Source organism: Paenibacillus sp. YAF4_2 (genome assembly GCF_052113225.1).
Taxonomy (GTDB): Bacteria; Bacillota; Bacilli; order Paenibacillales; family Paenibacillaceae; genus Pristimantibacillus.
Genome location: NZ_JBFRCT010000002.1, coordinates 68,489 through 86,304, shown reverse-complemented (window position 1 = coordinate 86,304; position 17,816 = coordinate 68,489). Strand labels below are relative to the sequence as shown.

Here is a 17,816-nt window from a genome sequence, read left to right as displayed (position 1 = left end):
CTTACTTAATTGTATCACCCATGATTTATATTGAAAAACTAATATTCCAACCTATATTTATGGAATTTCAACTTTCCCCTAAGGGTTTGAAAATTTTAGAGAAGTGTGCTATTTTAATACAAAAGTTTGTGATTGGCTTCACTATAACAAAATTTCACAATATAAGACCTCACTTTAGTAAATCGTTTAAATTTCTTAGCCTCCTTGTGATATTTCACATACAATTATCTTGAAATTAGTGCCAACAACTACTTATTATATAAATGAAGGCGTCATCATTATGGATCAAAGTGAGGGATATCCTATGTCCGAGCTAATCATGCACTTTGTAACTCCGCCTATTCCTTATTTTATTGACAGTGGGAAACATACTTTCATGCCGGGTGAACGACATGTATGTCGTTATTCTATTAATGTATTCGATATCATTATAGTCACCAAGGGAAAGCTGTTCATTGGTGAAAATAAGAATGAGTGGATCATACATAAAGATGAAGCGATTATTTTAAGGCCCGATGCGTATCACTATAGCACTACTCCCTGTGAAGAGGAGACAGAAATTACCTGGATTCATTTTCAAACGTTTGGTGCCTGGGATGAAATGAAAGGTATAAATGAATGCCTGGAGAACCAAATGACGCTATTTGAAAAACATAAACAGAAAGCCTATCTCCATCACTGTGAATTAAGCTCTATCTTTATTCCAAAAAAATTAAAGCTGTCCAGCAAATCAATGAATGATCTCAATGAGTTTTATTCCTTAGATAATGATCCACGTTCACTCCGTAATTGGCGGAAACAAACGGCTTTCCAGAACTTTATGCAAAATATTAATTTTGATTCAGGGATAGCAACAAATTCAACGGCCATCCATCTTGCCGAAAAAATCGAATTGTTTATTCGTCAGAATTATACCTCCAAGATCACGAACCCCGTACTAAAGGCCGAATTTAATTACCATCCTAACTATTTAGCCAAATGCATGTTAAAGGTGTATGGTTTAACTCCCATTGATTACTTACTGCAATATCGAATAGAGCAAGCAAAAAAGCTGCTCATTCAAACGGACTGGTCCATTGCGCGTATTGCTGATGAAGTCGGTTTTAGCAATCCTGCCTATTTCTCTTCCGTCTTCACCAATAAACAAGGAACTGCACCAGCAAATTTTCGAAAAAAAGAATTTCGGAAGCCTGAAATATCTTAGAAAAAAACAAAAACGGAAGCTGGTAATCACACCCCAGTTTCCGTTTTTATTTATTTCTAGAATAAAAGCTGTTAAATTTTAATCTCTGTACTTTTAAATTGACCATCGATAAATAATATACGCTTAACTGTTTCTCCTGCTTTTGAAACGAATGTGAGTCCTTTTTCCAACATCACATATCTAGTTGGATATGCGGCATAACTAGTAATCTCCCAGCCCTTCTCTGCCTGCTCAATAAAACCATTTACGCAGTTTAGTTCCCCTTGACTATCTGTATACAGGTATGTTGTCGAACCAAACCCAAGCATATAAGCAACAAGCTCTTCCCCCATATCCCAGTCGTCGCCTTCAATATTAGAAAAAAGACTGCTGAATAGCGGGTCACTCGATTTTTTGAAAATAGATTGCCCGAAGCGATTTCTGGAAAGCTCCGGCATATTTAAATTAGGAGCTGCAATGCTATACGTAGAAGCTGCCTCACCAGGCTTTAGTTTACGAATTGTCGAATAAACATTCCAATCATAACAATTAAACACAGCCATTGTTGCTCGATAACCAGCCTTCAGTAATCTCGTATCTCCTAGCGTTTCATAAGAGGAACGAGCGGCACCCGCTACTAAGCCTCCCCATAACGAATGCGTCATAAAAGATAAAGCTTCCCACCAACGGTCCGGGGCATTAGCTCTATAGTCATTACTAAATCCAATATTCGCAATAATCAATGGGGCATATAATTCAGCTTCATCCGTGAGCTTAGCTAGACATAGCGCTTCACACGTAGGTCCAAACCCCGCATTATCATAAAAATGCTCAGTCACGGCTCCCTGAAAGCCTTGTGAACCTTGTTTTAGTCCTTCTACAAATTGTAACCATAACTTGTGCAGCTTATCGTGCCAATAGTCTAACTCATTTTTTTTCAGATCCTCCAGCAAATCAGCAATATAAAGAATAAATACACCAACCAGCTGGGATTCTTCTTTTTCACGTTTATTACGATGACAATCTGGATCCAGCCTCATACACATGACTTGAGCAGCCCAAGTTAAATAAGTTTCTGGTGTTGCATAAGACAATAATGACTGTTCAAATCTAGACAATAAATAATACACATGACCAATATAATCGAAATCATAAATGCGGTAGAAGGAACCCATGCCGTAAAGTGGTCTGGGAAGCATAAAATCTCCATCCTCAAACCAATGATGTTTTAAATCTAGGAATGCGGAAGCTTCCACTTTATTAACTTGTGTCGATACAGGAGGAGATAAAAGATTTTTCATCAAAATGAATGATAATTTACCAAGGGATTCCCCTTGGTTTGATAAGGGCATAAAGGCATACGGGCGAGTTGATTCTTGAGTAGGATTAAAACTATGGTTACATAACCAATCTGCTCTTTTCTCCAGTAAGTTATGAATAGGTTCAAGTACATTTCCAATTAATACATCACATTTCCCATTAGCGAGTGTAGCCTCTAACTTAATCTCTCCCGCTGACTTTAGTGGTATAGCAACACGTAAACGTTTAGATTTTTCTTTAGAAACAAGCTTAAATTCATTTGTAATGTCGGTTTCCTTAAGGGTACCTGCTTCGTCCACTACACTTACAATTTTTACCGAAATTAAAGTTTCCTCCTCCGGCAAATTCACTTCAGCAAAAAACGTTCCCTCTGTAGTCGTTACGTGCGAATAAGTCCAATGTGGATGTCCATACTTCTGTGCCTTTGTATAAAATTCCTCTTGGTCTTTAAATGGTGTAAATACAAATGACCACTTTCTTTCTTCTGAAGGTTCAAGTGTAAGTGATGAGTAATCCCCCCCATAGATCCAATCATGTTCTGCAGACTGCTCCATAGAGCTTCCATCCTCAACAAACGACAACCGGTGATAGAGCATTCCATCCAATGATGGTGATACCTGTTCTAAAAAACGATTGACATAACTGCAATACGTTCCAAAAGCGGTAACACGATCGCCTGTGCTATAGATCGCAAGATGCGGAGCCTCATTGCTTCTACGCATAGCTGCAAACTTGGAGAAATCCCCGCCTAAATGAGGAAACACTGCACAAGAATGCTTCATATTTCTCAAGACATCTTCATCTCGGAACATGATATAGGCAAGAGAAAACCAGCTATGAAATCCATTCACTTTTACAGAGTCATAGGTCGGATTTGAACAACGAATGTTCCATAGCAATTCTCCATTATTATTTAGCAGATATTCATATTCAACTTTAAATTTATCATGCGAGAAAGTAACAATAGCCGATTTATCATCCATAAAATGAATATGTGGTTTCAAGTTAACGCTTTCAATTCCTTCATCGTCAACGATAGCACTCCACTGTCCGAAACGCTTATCCTGACTGGAGTAGCCAGCATCCTTTACATATTGTGCATCAATTACCCAGTTCATCTTTTCTGAATCATCTGTCAGAAATATAGACTCTACATTACCTTGTGGAGATATCTGTATTTCAAAAGTATCATTACGAAGCAGCTTCAAGTTCTCACTCCCAGTGTCATAATCTAAACGTTTAAATGTTAATTTAATAGTAGCACACCACAATAAGTCCCAGCAAGCATTTTATGCCAATGACCAAATACATTGATAAACGTGCATTTTCACCTCCTTCACTCAATAGATATAGTAGACATATACAGAAAATTTCATAGCTAATCCGTTCTGAAATTAAGTTAATCGATTTACCTTTTGTGCAATAAAAAAGAGACCGCTTTGTTAGAATGATACAGTCTCTTACCGAACTATTATTTAATAGGTAACCCTCTAGGCCTAGGCCCAGCCACGGATTCCCGCTCAATTAGTTTACATAGAGGAGTTTCCTCCATCTTGTCATCTTTTCCGTTAATCCTATTATAGAGAGCCTTCATTGCTAATATCCCCATATCATGTAACGGTAAATCCATTGTTGTTATTCTGGGACTTAGATAAGCGCTGAACTCTCGGTTATCAAATCCTATAATGGAGAGATCCCTTGGAACAACAATCCCTAGTTCAGATGCGGCTCGCACCGCACCAGCAGCCATCAAATCATTCATAATAAGAATAGCCGTCGGCGGGTCCTGTAACTTCAAAAGCTCACCTGCCAGATGATAACCTGAATCTAAACCCCAGTCGCCTACTTTAATAAACTGTGGATCAAAAGGTAACTGAAATTCTGTCAATGCTTTATAATAACCGTTAAAACGCAGCCTGGATGGGATCGAATCCATTAAACCACTTATGATCGCAATACGTGAATGACCTTTGTCCACTAGATACTTAATTGCATCATAAGAAGCCTGCTCATCATTATATTGGATAGAACACTCATTCTGTGCATAACAATAGGTATATACAATGGGCTTTTCATACGTATTGATCAAACCCGTTAAATCCCGTGGATGTACACCAATATAAATGATTCCCTCTACTTGTTTGGATAAGAGGGTTGATACTGCATCTTGCGCAAGCTTTTGATAATGCTCGGTGTTCGCATAATCATAACCCACCTTTTTCTGTAAACGGAGATTGGTTAATAAAATATGCATGTCGTTCTTTTCTGCATATTCATTAATTCCATCAATAATTTCAGGTACATTAAAGACCGTTACGTCTTCTGCAATAACTCCAATGGTATTTGTTCTTTTACTCTTTAGACTTTTTGCGATATCATTTGGCCTGTAATTAAGTTCTTCGATTACTTTTAAGACCCGCTCTTTCGTCTTAGGCCTTACATTACGGGTGCCATTCAATACATAGGAAACGGTTGCCGTGGATACATTTGCCCGCAATGCAATCTCTTTAATCCCGATTTTTTCCATGATCTTCACCCTTTGTTTAAACGTTTCACATTCTATTGTTATATCATTTACAAAGCCTACATACAAGCCATTCACTTTATAGTAGTAACTGCAGTTAGGATCATGTTCTCCAAATTCCGGATCTCCATTTCAGAATCTGATAAACCAATTAGGCAGCAAGAGGATAACTCCTCTCCTTTTAGCAAATACAAGGCCTCTCCATCCGTTATTTTCTGTGACATCCGGTTCGGCCGGGTCCTGCATGGTTCTATAGCAAACATAAAGCTATCGTCGATCTGTTTAGCTATAAGTGATCTAGGGAAATCGAATAGAGGCCTAATGACATATCCTGCATGAGTATTTTCCGTATTTATAATCATTTCACCGGTTAATCCTCTGCTTAAATTCATCTTACTCAGATAGGGGATAACTTTATCGAATTCATATAAACCATCTACCGGCCTTGGGACATACTGATAACATCTCATAGGGTAAGCCTCTTTATTTGAAGGAATATGAAATGGATCCTCCTCAAGCGGCGCTGAATCCCTTATTAATAATTCATGCTGACTAGCTGGCAGAACATATCGGCCTCCTTGATGAATATAAGAACCCGACAATTGTATATGATATCCATCATCTAGAACCTGCATATAGCGGCTTTTATTGATTACCGATTCTTCCCGTAAAATTAACGAACTCCCCCATACCGTACTCATTTGAATTCGTTTTTCAAATAACAGCTCTCCGTGCCGGTTTATTACCGGGACCTTTCCTTCAATCCTTACGGATTGCTCATCCCAATTAACTTGAATACTTTCTGGTTCAGTAACAGAGTACGATCCCGAGCCGTGCAAGGTAAATCCTTCACCAGGCGTGCCGAATAATTCTGGACCAATTGCAGCTACCGCTCCATAAAAGCCTTTCATCCAGCCTGTTCCATTCGATTCATTAAGATCCACGTTTGATGGATGGAATAGATATTCCTCGCTTCTATCCCAGCTCATCTTTTGTGCCCCTAAGTATAGCTCTCCAATGTCCAACCCTCTTTCAGGGAGTACTGTGAAATGCATTTTGCCATTCGATATGTCAATGATAGTAATGAATGATCCATTCTTATCTTTCATCATACGTGTACGAATATAACCGCTATGAGGTAAGTTAATGATCTGATTATGTTTTTCTTCTAATAACCATTTATTGATCATCATTTCATGGTCTCTCCTTCTTTGTCATATCGAATCCTAAAGCTAAACGTTTAGATAATTATATGATGAGAGAACAGGTGAATGCAATGACTGAAAAGTAAAAATGAGAAGAGCCCACCAGTCATATCGGCTAGAGGACTCTTCTTATTAACGGAGGCCATGATTGTACATCTACTCTATCGATCACCTTCTACGGAAATAAACGAGCTCATTTTTACAATCAGCCCTCGTCCGGCGCGACCTTCACAAGCATTTTCCCTACATTTGTACCTTTGAAGAGCTCCAGGAATGCTTCTGGAATCCGGTCGAAGCCTTCAATGATGGTCTCCTCATATTTCAGCTTGCCTTCCGACAACCATTGACCGAGCTGTTTGGCGCCTTCTTCTAGACGATCAGCATAATCGTTAAGTACAAATCCTTTAATCATGGAACGGGTCTTAATAAGCTTCGTCAATATACTTGGACGTAGATCCGCACCTTCCTCCATGTTATAAGCAGAGATGGCTCCACAAAGTGGAATTCTTGCATAGTCATTCAGCAGGCTCATGACCGCATCTGTCACATCACCGCCAACATTATCGAAATACACATCAACGCCATTAGGACATGCCTCGGCAATTGCAGCTTTCAAGTCACCAGCTGTCTTGTAATTAACAGCTGCATCAAAGCCAAACTTGTCAGTCAGCAGCTTAACCTTCTCATCAGACCCAGCAATACCAACAACCCGTGCTCCTTGAATTTTGGCAATTTGCCCAACGATGGATCCAACTGCTCCTGCTGCACCGGAGACAACTACCGTCTCACCAGCTTTAGGCTTGCCGATATCCATTAACCCGAAATAGGCAGTTAAACCTGTCATACCGATGACGCTTAAATAAGCGGAAAGCGGAGCCAAATTCTCATCAATCCGGCGAACAGCCGCTGCATCAATCACGTTATACAGCTTCCAACCTAAATATCCCATAACTTTATCGCTGGGTTTATAAGCGTCCGAACGAGATTCCGTAACTTCCCCTACGATACCTCCAACAATCGCTTCCCCAAGCTCATATGGCGGGATATACGATTTGGAGCCATTCATTCTTCCCCGCATATAAGGATCGACGGAGAAATATAAGGAACGAACCACAATCTGCCCTTCCGCAGGTGCTTCTACTTGTGCTTCCTTGAATTCAAACGTTTCATTTGTTGGCCATCCTTGCGGACGGGAACGTAAAGTAATGATTTTGTTCATCAACTGTATCCACTCATTTCTTTGTTTTCTGTGATGGTTATATCCTCTAATCAAAGAAAGCGACTTGAATTAACTCCTTCGCTTTCTTCAGCTTGCGGACATCTAATTGCTGAAGCAGCATCAACATATCACTCAAAACAGTTGCCTCCTTGGATGATTCCTCACGCTGCTCTGTCTCATCAGCAGGATCTTCAACCCAAGAAACTTCCGACGTATCTTTCATACATTGCACAAGAAATTTCAACTGCTCTTCATTATACTTCCCGAGAAATTTCCGTACATTGCGCTCGATGTGGGAATGCAGCTGCTTATGGACTTCATATATGCTTTGGCCAAGCGGGGTAAGCGAAAACCAAACCTCTTTCTTGTTATCCGGCAAATATTCACTGCGCATTACCTCTTGTTCAACAAGCCTGCGTGTAATTTTTGATATGCTGCCCTTAGGTATGCCAAAATGCTTCGAGATCGTAATTCCGTTTACCGGCTGCATCTCACCAACCGCCTCTATCACATGTAACATGATAACGGTAGCCTCTTTCAAAATTTCAATAACTTTGGCATCGCTCGTTTGGGCTATCATCCAGCGTTTTTCATCGTCCTCACCTTCAGACTGAAACTTCTTTTGTATGACTCCTATCTGAATGAACATTTCATTCAGCAGGACTTCTTTCTCTGTATGTGCAGCAGCAGTTCCTGCGGTTTCGGAGGAATAGGTCATAGAACGCTCTCCTTTTTAATCATCTGCTTGTAGTATACCAATGTACGTAATCCAAATAAATATTTACAGAAACATTATTGACTACTTCAAAACAAAATATCTGCTCTAGAACAAAAAAAGGGCTCTCCCATAAGTCATTAAAATGACGAAAGGAAGGCCCCCTTTTATTTGGGTTAAACGGCAAACTACGCATTCGAATGTTCTTCCGATCGCCATTACTCGGGGATTCCTTTGAATCAATGAAGTAAGGTTGGAATCCCCGAGCAAAAGCGAACGCTGACGCTTCTCCAGAATCATTCGAATTGCTCCGTTTGCCATTAACCCGTTTATTAAATTCTTACACAGCCTTATGATGATCTCTTCTCATTCTGGATTACTGCCGCAAGCAGAGCGAGTGTAAGCCCCTGCCCCCATCCTTGCGCCCACTTCCTGTTGATACTCAGATAACCGTCGATGTCCTTCATTACAGCTGTTCCGCCTGACACATTCAGAACCCGTCCACTGCCCGTAATATTATTCAATACGCCATCCAATGCCTTCTGTACGTACTTGCCATGCAGTGGATTGTTCTGCATCACCATAGCAGCAGCAATACCTGCAGTAGCGGATACCTCACCATAAGCTTCCGGGTAAACGAGAACTGTCCCCCATAGCCCATCCTCTTTCTGCAGCTTCTTAATTGCAGCAAGCTGGTCTCGCAAAGAACTCCAAATATGCATCATCGGAGGATACAGATAACCTTCCGGCACTCCCCTTGCCGCTTGCGACATCGTATAAGCAGCCCAAGCATTCGCTCGTGCCCAGTACATGCCGGACATATGATCCTTATGAATATGGGTATAGCCGTGGTACCACAAACCGGTATCCTCATCCTGCAAGTAATTAATATGCCAGTAAAATTGATGCAGAGCGTCCTCAATAAGATGCTTCTTATCCAGCATCACGCCTACACGAAGCATGAAATACGCAGCCATAAACAAGGTATCCGCCCAGCACTGCTCTGGAAAATCATTTTGGGCAGAAACCGTATGCTGAAGCACCCGGTCTCCGAATCGAAGGGCTTTATTTTCAAGATAGTCTATCTTGCTCATAATAATATCCAGATACTTCTGGTCCTGCGTTTGTTCATATAGGGTGATCAGCATATGCCCCATAGCACAGGTATTAACTGTCCAGCCAGGTAAGCCAGCTTCTATATATTCATCGACCCAAGCAGCCATTCGCTCCAGATAAGCCGTTTCCCCTGTTACTTCGAATGCCCGACTGACCCCGTAAAAGGCTACTCCACCCGGCCAATCCCAAGTCAAATCCATCCCAAATGTATAATCCACCACTTGTCCAGTGATCTGCTTCAAATCTATTGCTGTCGCGTCAATTTTCATCGTATCCAATCCTCCATTATCCAAAGCCCAGAGCCCCCGCCGGAAGCAGGGGCTCTGACAGCTGATCGTTAGAAATTACTTGAATTGGCCCGCGTCAATCGCTTTTTGTTTTTCATCCAAAATTTCTTGGTATCCGGCATCCAGATATGTTTTCTTCGCATCTTCATACACTTTATCGAACTGATCTTCAGGAGCCAGAACAACCTTCACATACAGCTCTTGGAAGAGAGAGTTCAAATCGGCTTTGTACTCATTTACTTTCTCGAGAACAACGCTGAACAACGCATCTGGTGTACGGAATTCTGCGTATTTGTCATAGTTAGTTAACACTTCTTCGGCCAGATTCTCGTAGCCAGGAGGCGACCAGTTCTGCAGGTAGGCTTTACGTGTTACCGCCGGATCTGCATATTGAGCAGCTTCAGTTACAAGAGCCCAGTAGTCTTTGTTATTGTTTTGCGACAGAACGGATTCCCCTTTGAAGTCTGCATTCTTAACAGCTAGGCCGGATCCATCAAGTGTATAATTCTGGCCTTCTACACCGTTTTGCAGGTAGAACAGATTCTCCGGCTTGCTCATCCATTCGAGGTACATCCATACAGCAGCACGTTCCTCAGCAGAAGATTCGTAGTTGATACCCATAATAAAGCCAAATGGCCAGTAAGCGCGTCCTTGCGGTTTTTTGCCATCCGGCACTCCAGCCGTTCCTGGGAGAACTGCGAACTGTGCATCCGGATTGTTTTTCAGCGTAGCTGTAAGAACATCTGTATTGCTAGCAAGGTAAAAGCCGTATGTGCCTGTTTTACCTGCTACGAATTCCGCTTTAATCTTGCCGTCATCATTACGCAGATAGAATTCCTTGTCTACCAAGCCGGCATTGTACTGATGGTTAAGGTTACGCAGGTAGCCTTCTGTATCTTTGGTCGTCAGATCTGCTACACCAAGATCGGAGTAGAGAGCGCGGTATTTCGGATCAACCGGCCAATCACGGAAAGCATAGTTGTAGGTGTAGTTATTTTGCAAAAGGGATCCGCCGCTTACACCAAGTCCAGTAGCTTTCCATTTCTCTAGCATTTCATTATATTTCTCAAGGGAGGTCAGATCCTCCACTTTCATGCCAACCTTTTCAACCCAGTCTTTACGAATCAGGGTTACGAAGTTATCCACTGCTGGACGAGCTGCAAAGAAGAATACATTTTTGCCGTCTACCGCACCATACTGTTTAATGGTTTCACCCATGTTGTTCCAGTACGTAGGAGCGTAGTTCGCGATTTCATCATAATCCAGCTCCTGCATAACATCTTCACCATAGTAGGCAAGTGCTTGAGGCATGTCATAATGGAAAATAATATCCGGAGCTTTGTGCGATGCCAGAAGCTGCTCGTAGTCTGTTACTTCACTGCTTCTAGTAATCGGTACGAATTTCACTTCGATGTTGTTTTTGTCACCAAATTCCTTCTGAATCCAGCGAGTATAGTAATTATCTGTTACGTTCCAGCCTTCGAATGCGCGTTCATAGACCGGAATTTGAAGCGTTACTTTTTCAGGGAAGCCTTTGGAGTAATCCGGGTATTTGCTTTCTGCCGTATCGCTTGGTGCATTACTAGCAGCATTACTTGCAGATGGAGAAGGTTCAGAGCTATTCCCATTGTTGTTACCCGTGCAGCCCGCCATTAGACCAGCTACTACAAATAACGAGATTAAAGTGGATGCAAAGCCTTTTTTGCTCATTGCTTGTTCCCCCAATTCATTATTTTCAATGCGAGGTTATTCCTTAACAGCTCCAAGCATAACGCCCTGGACAAAATACTTCTGGATAAACGGATACACACAAATAATCGGAAGTGTTGCAAATACAACGCATGATGCTTTCAGCACTTCGGGATTACTAAGCGATACTTGTGTCGATTCCAGCTGGAAGCTTTCGCTCGCCTGAATGACCAGGTAATACAGTTTGAGCTGCAGAGGTCTCAGATCCACATTCTGCTTGATATAGAACAACGCATCCTGATACGTATTCCAGCGTCCAACCGCATAAAAGAGAGATAACGTTGCAATGATTGGTTTGGACAGCGGGATCACGATACTGATGAGAATCCGGAAATGTCCAGCACCATCAATCCGTGCCGACTCCTCGAGACTATCCGGTATACTGCTGGTAAGCGCCGTCTTCATAATAAGCAGGTTAAATGCGCTAAACGCCGGCGGCAAAATAATGGACCAGATCGTATCCAGCAGACCTAAGTTGTTAATCAGCATATACTCGGGAATGATGCCCCCGCTGAAGTACAGAGTGAACATAAAGATAAAGGTCAAAAATGTACGTCCCTTGAGCTGCTTACGGGATAAAGGATAAGCTGCACATATGGTGAGGATCATCCCAAGCACGGTAAATAACACCGTAACGAGGACCGACACGTACAGGGAGCGAAGAATACTATGATCTGCGAAAATTTTCTTATAAGCACCAAGGGTGAACCCTTCAGGCCAGATGAATACTTTGTTCGCAATAACAAATGCGTCCTCACTTAATGACTTCGATACCACATGCAGGAACGGCAATAAGCAGGCCAGCGAGGCGATGATCAGAGAGAGGTGGATCAGCACATCCCAAATGTCAAAACGCCTTTTGCGATGAACCGCAAGTGTGCTGCTAGATGTTTTCATGACTCTCACCTTCTTTCTATAGCAATCCGTCTTCGCCAAGCTTCTTCGCAATACGGTCGGCAGCGAGTACCAGTACAAGCCCGATGACCGCCTGGAATAACCCAAGCGCCGTTGCCCGGCTGAAGTTCCCGCTCTCGATCCCCCACCGGTACACCAATACAGGAATCGTAACCGTGTACTCTGTTGTAGCTTTGTTCTGCAGAGCAAATACCCGTTCGAACGAGCCTTCCATAACCTTGCCTAGGTTCATAATAAGTAACGTTACAATGGTCACACGAATTGATGGCAAGGTAACATTCCATACCTTCCGCCATCGCCCAGCACCGTCAACGATTGCTGCTTCGTACATTTCCGGGTTAATGCTGCTGATAGAAGCAAGGTAGATGATGGTTCCCCATCCCATACTCTGCCAGACACCAATAGCCAGATAACTGATCAGCCAGTTGGAGTCATCCTGCAGGAACGGAATCCGGTCGCCGCCCATCATAGCAATGAGATTATTGATCGCGCCGTTACTCTCGCTGAGCAGCTGATAAGCAATTGCACCGATAATAATCCAGGACAGAAAATGCGGCAGGTACAGCAAGGTCTGGTTAATACGTTTGAACCTTACACCTCTGACCTCATTAAGCAGCAGTGCAAGCACAATCGGCATAGTAAAGCTAAATAACAGGTCAAGACTGTTAAGCAGTATCGTGTTGCGAACGGCACGGCCAAAGTCATGCTTGGCGAATATTTCTCTAAATATTTCAAAGCCTGCCCACTCGCTGCCCCAGAACCCTTTTGCAATCTTATAGTTTTTAAATGCAAGGATGAGCCCGGACATCGGTGCATATTTGAAGACCAGTACAAAAGACAACGGGATTAATAGAAGCAAATAAAGCTGCCAGTCCCGCCGGAGATAATGCATCATTCCGCGTTTGTTTAATTGAATGCTTTTTAAAGCAGTCTCACTCTGGTGTGAAGCGCTTTCAATTTTCACATTCTCACCCCCTCAGCGATTAACTTCCCCCCGTCTATTGTTCGCACCATACATGGTCGAGGCTGTCATCATCATACCCTCGCCTCTTTTCAGTGGTAAATCTTGAGTATTGATTCTCTCCGTCATTTTTGATTGTAAACGCTTCATTATTGCCGTTATATTGCGGATAATGATCAATTCTGATAGGTATGAGCAAAAATAAAAGCTGTCCTGCAATGGCATGACAGCTCTGTTCCTTCTTATTGCGTGTTCCCTTACGATGTCTTGGTTCTCGACGTCTTATAGCTGCTTGGAGGCATTCCTTCGTACTTACGGAAAAACCGGTTAAAGCTTTGAACATTAAAGTAGCCAACTTCCGTTGCAATCTGAGTTATCGTCATTTTGGATTCCATGAGCAGCTGCTTCGCCTTCTCGATCCGTAATTGATTCGTATAATCAATCATGCTTTTGCCTGTTAATTCATAAACGATCTTCCGCATATAGGAATAACTGATGCCAATCTCCTTCGCCATCTCTTCGAACACAATCTCCTTGCAGAAATTTTGTTCCAGATATCCAATGATTCGGTCACCATGATTGGCTTCTCCCGTACGGCGTGCAAGATGCTGAACAATCTCGGTAAAGAAATCACGGATATAATTTTCAAGCTCATCAAGAGTGTCCATGGAAGCAATAGCCGAGTAAATATTGCCCCGCCCTGCAAAAATCCTGGACGTACTTATATGGTTCTCCCGAAGATGCTTGACCGTTACACCAATCAGTTGATTGTAGATAAACAAGATATTGTCATAAGAGATGTATTCATCCGAGTGGATCTCCCTGCTGATACTTTCCAGCTCCATTAAGATACTGTCGAGATCGGCTCGATCAAGAAAATTGACGATCCGCCGCTCACTGTTAGTCGGATATATATATTTCCTGCTGCGCTCTTCTTCCTGCTTCCAATAAAAGATGCAGCCGCTGCCTTTGGTCATACGGTGCTTGATTGCTTCTGTGGCTTCCGCCACTCGTTCAGGAATCATAACGCTAAATTCCGTCTGACTGCTTACACCTGTCGTCACGGAATGACCAAGCAAATCCAGTGCAGTATCTCTTATCTGTATAAGCGCTCCTTTTATTCCGTTCGCCCCGTTCTCCTGCTCATCTTGCCCATAATTGATAATAAAAACGAAAAAGCCATCGTTTTGATAGATGCCTCGGGCATGTACACCATCCGGGAACAAGCTCTCACATTTGGAAAGCAGCAGATAGCGATGATAACTCCGTGTCTCCGGGTTATTTTTGCTTACATACCTTCTGAAACGATCTATGGAGACAATCGCTACAACGTAATAACGTTCAGGGAACATCTCCGCAATTGGTTTCTTCACTTCACCACGCAGCAAATGATGGATCGACAAGCTGCGTGTATCCTGCTCGCGTTCTTGCAGCAAGGCGTGCAGCCCCTCCTCTTCCTCCTGCATCCGCTTAAAAGCTGACTCCAGGAATGCGAGTTCGTTCTTGTTCGAACCAACAAGATTACTGCGCTCACGTATCGTTAGGACCAGCTTCCGGAACGGCTGGGATAACCATGTTGCGAGTAAGACGGCAAGAATGGTCCCCGCAAATATAATAATTCCCATTATGAGAATAATACTCCGCTGCAGGCTGTAAGTCTTTGTCATCAGCTCATCCATTGAATAGATGTTCACATTCCACCAGCCAAGCTGCTCCGAGCGTGACCAGGTATAAAGCAGCCGCTCTCCTTCGAGCACATGGAAGGCATAGCCCTCTCTCACTTGATTTCGCAATATTTCCTGGATAAAAGGCTGCTTACTGCCATCAGTCAGCAGCAATGACTTATCATTATGAGAGATAATGGTGCCATCGGATTTCAGGAGCATAAAGCCTTCAGCACCAGGCTCCGATGAGCTGAGGTAATCCCCAATCTGACTCTCACGCAAATTAACGACAATCGTTCCTCTTGTTGTCGTTGACAGACGGTTCAACGGCAGAACATAGGATACCACTTTGATCCCGGAATCCAGTTGACGAGGGTACCATACTCCGCCAATCCCTCTCCGTCCCTCTAGTGCCTTCTCCAGCCAATCAACCGGTTCATAGCGGTCGAGTGTCGTAATTCCTCTGTCGCTTGATACCACATAATTGGCACCCTCAAGCAGGAAGTACGTGGAATATACGCCGTCCACCCGATGGTTCAGACTTACCAGTTCATTCAATATTTTAAGCGCGCTGACTACATCAATATAATCCGAGTTAAGCTCCGAGTAAGTTTTGAAGCTGCGGATCCGATCGAAAATATTCGTCCCAGCCAACTGTACCGCATCCTGAGCCAGATTATTCATCGCATTCTCATTAAGCTCGCGGTTCGCATTAAGTCCTGCAAGTGAGGTATCCGCTATAGCGCTTTCCGAATACCCTAATATCCGTGTCCCGCTATACCAGGTCAGAATGGCAGTCGGAATGGCCATGACACAGATCAGGATCAGGATCAGCTGCAGCATCATCGGAAATCGTTTCATTCAAGCCCTTCCTCTCATCATTGATTATTATCGCAATGAAGTTACACAAGCTGAATGGACTCATTTTTTGTAAGCGCTTTAAATATATTATTCTAGGAGACCCGAACAAGTAGTATGATTGGATAATTATACACTATAAAGAATCGCTGGGTCCATTTCCCTATTTGTAATACTTGAAACGAATATATAAAAAAACCATCCCTCCATCGTCAGTAGATAATGGAAGAATGGTCATAGCTTGATTAACGATTATAATTGTCATGCGGCATCTCGTTTGCTATTCCAGTGCCGGAATTTTAACGATTACGGTAGTTCCGCATCCCCTCCGGCTAACGATCTCTACTACCCCGTAGCTTTCTCCAAACAACAGCCTTATTCGGTTATTTATATTCGGCAGACCGATGCTTTTCCCGGATCCTCTATCCGAATTTTCCGAATTCAGCTTCTCTCTTAGTTGCACAAGCTTCTCCTCGTCCATTCCTCTACCCGAGTCCGTTATCGTAAAGGCTACATCTCCATTGGCATCGAAATGGCCGATGACCTTAAGCTCTCCTTCGGCATCCACTCTCTCAAGCCCGTGGTAAACGGCGTTCTCCACAATGGGCTGCAAAATCATTTTTGGTGTCTGCAGGTTCAGCAGCTTCTCGTCTATCCGCACTTCCATCGCAAACTTGTTCTCATATCGAATGGATATAATATTCAGATAGGCCTTAATGCATTCGATTTCCTCGCTGATCCGTACCAGTTCATCCTCTTTCACGCTGTACCTGAAAATCTTGGACATACATGAGGTAATTTGGGCGATTTCCTTACTGCCGTATTCCAACCCGATGCCGCTGATGCAATTCAAAGTATTGTAGAGGAAATGCGGATTGATCTGGCTTTGCAGAGCGGAAAATTCTGCCTGCTTCTTGTTGAGCTCCGATTCGTATAATCGTGCTTGCGTGGTAATAACATGACTGGACATATTCTCCATTTTATCAATCATCCGATTGATATCGTAAGCCAACACCCCAACTTCATTCGTGGAACGCACCTTTACTCTAAAACCGGCCTCCCGCTTGCCGATTTTCCTCATATCCGCTACAAGACCCATAACCGGCCGCGTCAAATTGTTCAGGAAGAAATAGCCGAGAATAAAGAGACTTAGAATGATTCCGATCCCAGCTATAATGCTGTTATGCTTAATAGGGTTCATGTCGGCCGTCAATTCATGAACTGGAATAATGCTGACGATGCTCCACCCTTCTGCTTGTTCCAGACCTTTCTCCTGAACGATAACCTTCTCCCCGTTAATCCTCGTTTTCACTCCGTTTGTCAAGCTGTCCCGGTTCGCCGAAAGGATATCCTCGAATAAAACGCCGCGGAAGCTTGCCTGGTTGGAAGCTATTACTTCGTTGCTGCTGTTCAGAATATACAAGGTGGAGTGAGGCGTAAGCTCCGTATTTTCAATCAACTCCTGCAGCTTTCCGATATTGACCATAATGGAACAAAAGCCGGTTCTTTGGGAAAAATGAACGCCGCCTATCGATTCGATAATGGGTGCCACATAAAAGAAATATTCATTCCCGGATTTCTCGTCTTTTAATAAATCTGTAAACCTTCCTTTTTTTAAGGCTTCGCTGTCGTTTTTATACTTATTGATAAACTCGTTATACGGATTCAAGAAAAAGATATCGCCAGTTTTCGTATCGATGCTGTAAACTTTTCTGCCTTCATTATCATTAATGACAATGCCATTTACATAGGAATTAAAGGATCTCATATATTCCATCAGATCGATGACGTAATTGCCGATATCAATATCTCTCGTGTAATCATTATCTGCCGTTGTAAATTCCTGAATCTTTCTATTATCCACAGCTATATTGGTGCTGACTTTTATATCGTTGAACACCGAATCGATCTTTTGGCGCGTCTGCTCTATGATTTTGTTGCCGTAATTGGCAGCCCTTGTCTGGGTCAGATTATAAAAGCTGAAATAGAAATAAGCCTCCATAAAGGTAAAGATGATGACCGTAAATAACACGATAAGGAAGATCTGATGCTTAAGCTTCAGTCTGCTGATCTTCAAGCTGCCCACTCCGATACGTTAAT

The 17,816-nt window shown here is 42.7% G+C and carries 12 protein-coding genes; 1 reads left to right on the top strand and 11 read right to left on the bottom strand.

The genetic code is table 11. From position 1 onward, the window contains the following. Positions 1–280 precede the first annotated feature (280 nt). Complete coding sequence (locus tag AB4Y93_RS04420) at positions 281–1,204, top strand: helix-turn-helix domain-containing protein (protein WP_441889384.1); 924 nt, start codon at positions 281–283, stop codon at positions 1,202–1,204. A 71-nt stretch (positions 1,205–1,275) separates the two neighbouring features. On the opposite strand, the gene AB4Y93_RS04415 is transcribed toward AB4Y93_RS04420, so the two are convergent. The 11 genes from AB4Y93_RS04415 to AB4Y93_RS04365 form a co-directional block, all read right to left on the bottom strand. Further along, entirely contained in the window at positions 1,276–3,711 is a 2,436-nt protein-coding gene (locus tag AB4Y93_RS04415) for a hypothetical protein (RefSeq protein ID WP_441889382.1), read from the bottom strand. A 263-nt stretch (positions 3,712–3,974) separates the two neighbouring features. Further along, positions 3,975–5,030 (bottom strand): LacI family DNA-binding transcriptional regulator, encoded by a 1,056-nt coding sequence (locus AB4Y93_RS04410; protein ID WP_441889380.1) that lies wholly within the window; start codon positions 5,028–5,030, stop codon positions 3,975–3,977. 71 nt (positions 5,031–5,101) lie between these two features. Beyond that, complete coding sequence (locus tag AB4Y93_RS04405) at positions 5,102–6,220, bottom strand: DUF4432 family protein (RefSeq protein WP_441889378.1); 1,119 nt, start codon at positions 6,218–6,220, stop codon at positions 5,102–5,104. Positions 6,221–6,437: 217 nt separating this feature from the next. Continuing rightward, positions 6,438–7,451: an NADP-dependent oxidoreductase gene (locus AB4Y93_RS04400; RefSeq protein ID WP_441889376.1), complete on the bottom strand. Its 1,014-nt coding sequence runs from the start codon at positions 7,449–7,451 to the stop codon at positions 6,438–6,440. Positions 7,452–7,497: 46 nt separating this feature from the next. Then, on the bottom strand, positions 7,498–8,169 hold the full coding sequence (locus tag AB4Y93_RS04395; RefSeq protein WP_441889374.1) for a winged helix DNA-binding protein: 672 nt from the start codon (positions 8,167–8,169) through the stop codon (positions 7,498–7,500). Between the two features lie 347 nt (positions 8,170–8,516). Then, the gene (locus AB4Y93_RS04390) at positions 8,517–9,551 is read right to left on the bottom strand and encodes a glycoside hydrolase family 88/105 protein (protein WP_441889372.1); all 1,035 of its coding nucleotides are present in this window, start codon (positions 9,549–9,551) and stop codon (positions 8,517–8,519) included. Between the two features lie 75 nt (positions 9,552–9,626). Then, positions 9,627–11,279, bottom strand: coding sequence for an ABC transporter substrate-binding protein (locus AB4Y93_RS04385; protein ID WP_441889370.1), 1,653 nt, complete (start codon positions 11,277–11,279; stop codon positions 9,627–9,629). Between the two features lie 36 nt (positions 11,280–11,315). Beyond that, positions 11,316–12,215, bottom strand: a complete 900-nt coding sequence (locus AB4Y93_RS04380) for a carbohydrate ABC transporter permease (RefSeq protein ID WP_441889368.1) — start codon at positions 12,213–12,215, stop codon at positions 11,316–11,318. Positions 12,216–12,231: 16 nt separating this feature from the next. Beyond that, positions 12,232–13,197, bottom strand: coding sequence for an ABC transporter permease (locus tag AB4Y93_RS04375; protein WP_441889366.1), 966 nt, complete (start codon positions 13,195–13,197; stop codon positions 12,232–12,234). 254 nt (positions 13,198–13,451) lie between these two features. After that, positions 13,452–15,719: an AraC family transcriptional regulator gene (locus AB4Y93_RS04370; RefSeq protein WP_441889364.1), complete on the bottom strand. Its 2,268-nt coding sequence runs from the start codon at positions 15,717–15,719 to the stop codon at positions 13,452–13,454. Positions 15,720–15,996: 277 nt separating this feature from the next. Beyond that, entirely contained in the window at positions 15,997–17,802 is a 1,806-nt protein-coding gene (locus AB4Y93_RS04365; protein WP_441889362.1) for a sensor histidine kinase, read from the bottom strand. Positions 17,803–17,816: the final 14 nt, after the last annotated feature.